At 37.0% G+C, this 3,667-nt stretch carries 6 protein-coding genes and 1 pseudogene; all 7 read right to left on the reverse strand.

Features of this window, described 5'->3' with window-relative positions; all coding sequences use genetic code 11:
- Positions 1 to 192: 192 nt before the first annotated feature.
- Positions 193 to 729: a transcription termination/antitermination protein NusG gene (nusG, locus tag K1I67_RS09420; protein WP_223339722.1), complete on the reverse strand. Its 537-nt coding sequence runs from the start codon at positions 727 to 729 to the stop codon at positions 193 to 195.
- Between the two features lie 57 nt (positions 730 to 786).
- The gene (secE, locus tag K1I67_RS09425) at positions 787 to 963 is read right to left on the reverse strand and encodes a preprotein translocase subunit SecE (protein WP_001211016.1); all 177 of its coding nucleotides are present in this window, start codon (positions 961 to 963) and stop codon (positions 787 to 789) included.
- A 9-nt stretch (positions 964 to 972) separates the two neighbouring features.
- Positions 973 to 1,125, reverse strand: a complete 153-nt coding sequence (gene rpmG, locus K1I67_RS09430) for a 50S ribosomal protein L33 (protein WP_223339723.1) — start codon at positions 1,123 to 1,125, stop codon at positions 973 to 975.
- A 173-nt stretch (positions 1,126 to 1,298) separates the two neighbouring features.
- A complete protein-coding gene (locus tag K1I67_RS09435; RefSeq protein WP_223339724.1) occupies positions 1,299 to 1,991 on the reverse strand; it encodes a phosphoglycerate mutase in 693 nt (230 codons plus the stop codon).
- A gap of 137 nt (positions 1,992 to 2,128) precedes the next feature.
- Positions 2,129 to 2,497, reverse strand: a complete 369-nt coding sequence (locus K1I67_RS09440; protein ID WP_223339725.1) for a hypothetical protein — start codon at positions 2,495 to 2,497, stop codon at positions 2,129 to 2,131.
- A 194-nt stretch (positions 2,498 to 2,691) separates the two neighbouring features.
- Positions 2,692 to 3,428 (reverse strand): annotated as a pseudogene (locus K1I67_RS09445) (ZmpA/ZmpB/ZmpC family metallo-endopeptidase); the annotation flags it as partial.
- Between the two features lie 15 nt (positions 3,429 to 3,443).
- Positions 3,444 to 3,548 (reverse strand): YSIRK-type signal peptide-containing protein, encoded by a 105-nt coding sequence (locus K1I67_RS10020; protein WP_223339726.1) that lies wholly within the window; start codon positions 3,546 to 3,548, stop codon positions 3,444 to 3,446.
- Positions 3,549 to 3,667: the final 119 nt, after the last annotated feature.

Genomic DNA, 3,667 nt, shown 5'->3' on the forward strand with positions numbered 1-3,667 from the left:
TCAATTGTCTTTGGATTGTCGAGCAAGACGCAGTGGTTGAGTGGGCTCTACTACGCTGATTTCATCAGCTTTTACAGTTCTACTCAACTGTGCAGAGGTGGGACGACGAAATCGAATTCTAACGAATTACCGATTTCTGTCCCACTCTCTACTTTAAAGTTTTAATTGACGAAATTTTCAAGAAATACCCGATTAAAGTTCTGCAATCTGGTTAAGTTTTACTTCTGCAACTGTATCATTACCAAACATAGAGATAATCATCTTGACTTTGTTGTTATCAATTTCTGTAATCTTACCTGTGTAATCTGCGAAAGCACCGTCAATAATACGAACAGTTTGACCAACTTCGACATCAATATCAAATTCTTGGACAGTTTGACCCATAGAAACTAAAATATCGCGAATTTCTTGTTCCAAAAGTGGAGTTGGTTTTGATCTATTTCCGTGTGAGCCTACAAATCCTGTCACGTTTGGTGTGTTACGCACAACGAACCATGCTTCATCGGTCATAACCATTTCTACAAGAACATAACCTGGAAAGCGATTTTCTTCGATTTCTTTTTTCTTTCCATTTTTTTCCACTTGCACTGTTTGTGTAGGAATTTCAACACGTAGAATATTTTCTAGCATATTGTATGTTTGTGCACGTTGTAATAGATTTTCTTTTACTTTATTTTCGTAGCCAGAGTAAGTTTGTAGCACAAACCATCCTTTATCAAAACTATCCATGTTTTTTCCTTTCCTAACTGAAGAATTTCAGCGACTAGATCTTTTTCTTGCCTTATTTTAAAAAATATTAATAAAACGAATCAATCCGCTAACAATCAATTGGTCAAAAATATAAATCATCACTACAAAGAAAGCAGTGTATTCCATGATAGATTTAAAATCTAACCAACTTTCTTTGCGAGTCGGCCAAGTTGTTTCTTTAAGAAGTTTAAAAATATCCTTAATAAAACGCATCATTTTCTCCTATCTCGTTTCTCGGTGTGTGGTGTACTTGCCACAGTGTTTACAAAATTTATTTACTTCTAAGCGTGTTGGTTTGGGATTTCCGCTAATCTTAATCGAATAGTTTCTAGAACCACAATCCGCACAGGCTAGACTTGCTTTTTTAAGTGCCATAACGCCTCCATCTTACCTATTATAACAAGAAACCTTCCCTTTGACAAGCTAAATCATTTTTAGAATTCCTAAATCTTTCACTTTAATATTGTCAAATATGACTTTCTTTCAATATCGTACCGAATTATTTAAAAATTGAAAAAACCTAGGAATCATCCTAGGCTTTATAATGCTTATTTACCAAGGTAGTATTCAGAAACTACGTTCAATTTTTCATCAAATTCGAATACCAATGGTGGGAAGTTAGGGATTTCCACATCCATGATTTCATCGTCTGACAAACCTTTGATGTGTTTTACAAGAGCACGGATTGAGTTACCGTGTGCTCCTACGAATACGTTTTTACCGTCTTTAAGGGCTGGAGCGATTTTATCTTCCCAGAATGGAAGGGCACGTTCCAAAGTAACTTTCAAGTTTTCAGCATCTGGAATTACTGAATCGTCAAGTGAAGCATAACGACGGTCAGTGTGAGCTGAGTGCTCATCATCACGATCCATTGCTGGAGGTAAGACGTCGTATGAACGACGCCAGATGTGAACTTGCTCATCACCAAATTGTTTAGCTGCTTCAGCTTTGTTTTTACCAGTCAAACCACCGTAGTGACGTTCGTTCAAGCGCCATGATTTTTCAACTGGAACCCACAATTGGTCAGATGCTTCAAGAGCCAAGTTAGTTGTTTTAATCGCACGTTTCAATACTGAAGTGTAAGCTTGGTCAAATTCGATACCAGCTTCTTTGATCAATTTACCAGCGTCAATCGCTTGTTGTGTTCCTTTTTCAGACAAATCAACATCAGCCCAACCAGTGAAAAGGTTAGCTTTGTTCCATTCAGACTCACCGTGGCGAGCAAAAACCAATTTTACCATTTGATGGATACTCCTTTTATTTTCCGAGGTTCCCCTCGTTTATCTATTCTATTTTACACAATTTTTCACAAAAAAGCTAGTCAAAATCAATCAAAAAAAGAGAAGAGACTTCTTGTCTCTTCTCTTTTAGTATAGAATTATCCTTCGATTTGGAAGTGTTTTAAGCTTGACAAGTATAGCGCTCCACCAATGATGAGAATAATTCCACCAATCCATCCCAAGAATGGAATCAATGCTACTCCCGATCCAACGATTAGCAAGATAGACGGAGCAAGTGAGATACGCTTGTCATCCTTATAGTAGACAAGAGTGAGAATTCCTAGGATAAGAGTTGCGATTTTTACTAAAGTAAAAACAAGGAAAACAATTCCCAAAACAACTCCCGCAAAATCTTCATTGTCAGAAATAGCAGCAATCATAACTATAACAACTGGTAAGATAGCCAAAAGAGCTCCTGCAATGATTCCAATAATTCCATCAACTTGTGCAAGTGTTTTTGTCTTCATAACTGTCTCCTCAAAATTTTATATAATCGTTGTTTTACCATATTTTAGTTTTTATTTAAAGTTTTTACCAGTCTGGTACAGAATGATGATTCATAATTGATGTTCTCTATACTTGGTCGTCTACTTCAAGAGCAAGAATCCCTAAGTCTTTTTAGACCTAGGGATAGTGCAATTTTTTAATGTAACACTGCAGCTTATTTGGTAAAGATAGACTGACGGAAGTCATCTGTTGTACGAAGATAAGCATTATAAATCTTTTTCTTAAGTAAGTTGACTCTGCTAGCGCTTCATCCATTAGCCTTTGCATATCTTTATAAGATCTAATAGTTACTTGCTTCGCACTATTTGGATTTCTGAGTTCATATTCAATGGTGATCGGCTTCAATTTTGTCAATTGATCAATTCGCTCTTGGTACATCGCCTTCTTGAAGGCTGCCCAAGAATTATACTCACCTTTAAATACATTTTCTAAAACCTTCTGGTCTGTCACCAGACCAACATCTTTTCCGAACCATCAATCCCAAGTTGTACTTCCCTCTTTCAGAGCTTCTTCTGAAAACTTACCTGATACATAAGGAACAAATCCTTCATGATAGCCCTTAGCTGCCAATAACTCATAGGCTGTACGACGGAACATGACATCACCTGGCGCACCAGTTGGATTGCTAAGCGCTGAATAAATTGGAGAGAATAGACTGAGACTGAGATAGCCATTTCGTCCATACTTGCCACTATCTTTGTTTTCACGACGAGTAATGACATCATGGTCAATCAAGGACTCAAAGGTTTTTAGTTTCTTAATCTCTTCAGCAGTGAACGTCCGTGTCTGGTTACCAGCATGGGTTTGTTTGCCATACTTATCAGTAATGTAGTAGTTTTCTATTTTTCTAAACCACTTCATTTTAGCTTCATCTGTTTGCTTCAACAGGGTTTGAACTAGTCCCAGCTACAGAACCAAAAAGAAGCCTCCGATAGTCGCTGAAATCAGACCTACCGATAACTTCCTTAAAGAAAAACGCTGACGCTTTTCTCCATAAAATTGATGTTTCATCACTTAACTTTTTCTTTATAATAAAATTTCAAACTCTTTCTATTTTACCCCAATTGTCAAGTCAAGTGCAACAAAGTTGTTCCTCTGATTAAGCGAGTATCTTTCAAGCTGTTTGAGCT

The sequence above is a fragment of the Streptococcus infantis genome, assembly GCF_019929575.1.
Taxonomy (GTDB): Bacteria; Bacillota; Bacilli; order Lactobacillales; family Streptococcaceae; genus Streptococcus; species Streptococcus infantis_L.

Bases quoted from the DNA above. Each gene is read 5' to 3' on its own strand.
- K1I67_RS10020 (WP_223339726.1), bottom strand. From the start codon at position 3,548: ATGAAACATCAATTTTATGGAGAAAAGCGTCAGCGTTTTTCTTTAAGG.
- K1I67_RS09440 (WP_223339725.1), bottom strand. From the start codon at position 2,497: ATGAAGACAAAAACACTTGCACAAGTTGATGGAATTATTGGAATCATT.
- nusG (WP_223339722.1), bottom strand. From the start codon at position 729: ATGGATAGTTTTGATAAAGGATGGTTTGTGCTACAAACTTACTCTGGC.
- K1I67_RS09435 (WP_223339724.1), bottom strand. From the start codon at position 1,991: ATGGTAAAATTGGTTTTTGCTCGCCACGGTGAGTCTGAATGGAACAAA.
- secE (WP_001211016.1), bottom strand. From the start codon at position 963: ATGCGTTTTATTAAGGATATTTTTAAACTTCTTAAAGAAACAACTTGG.
- rpmG (WP_223339723.1), bottom strand. From the start codon at position 1,125: ATGGCACTTAAAAAAGCAAGTCTAGCCTGTGCGGATTGTGGTTCTAGA.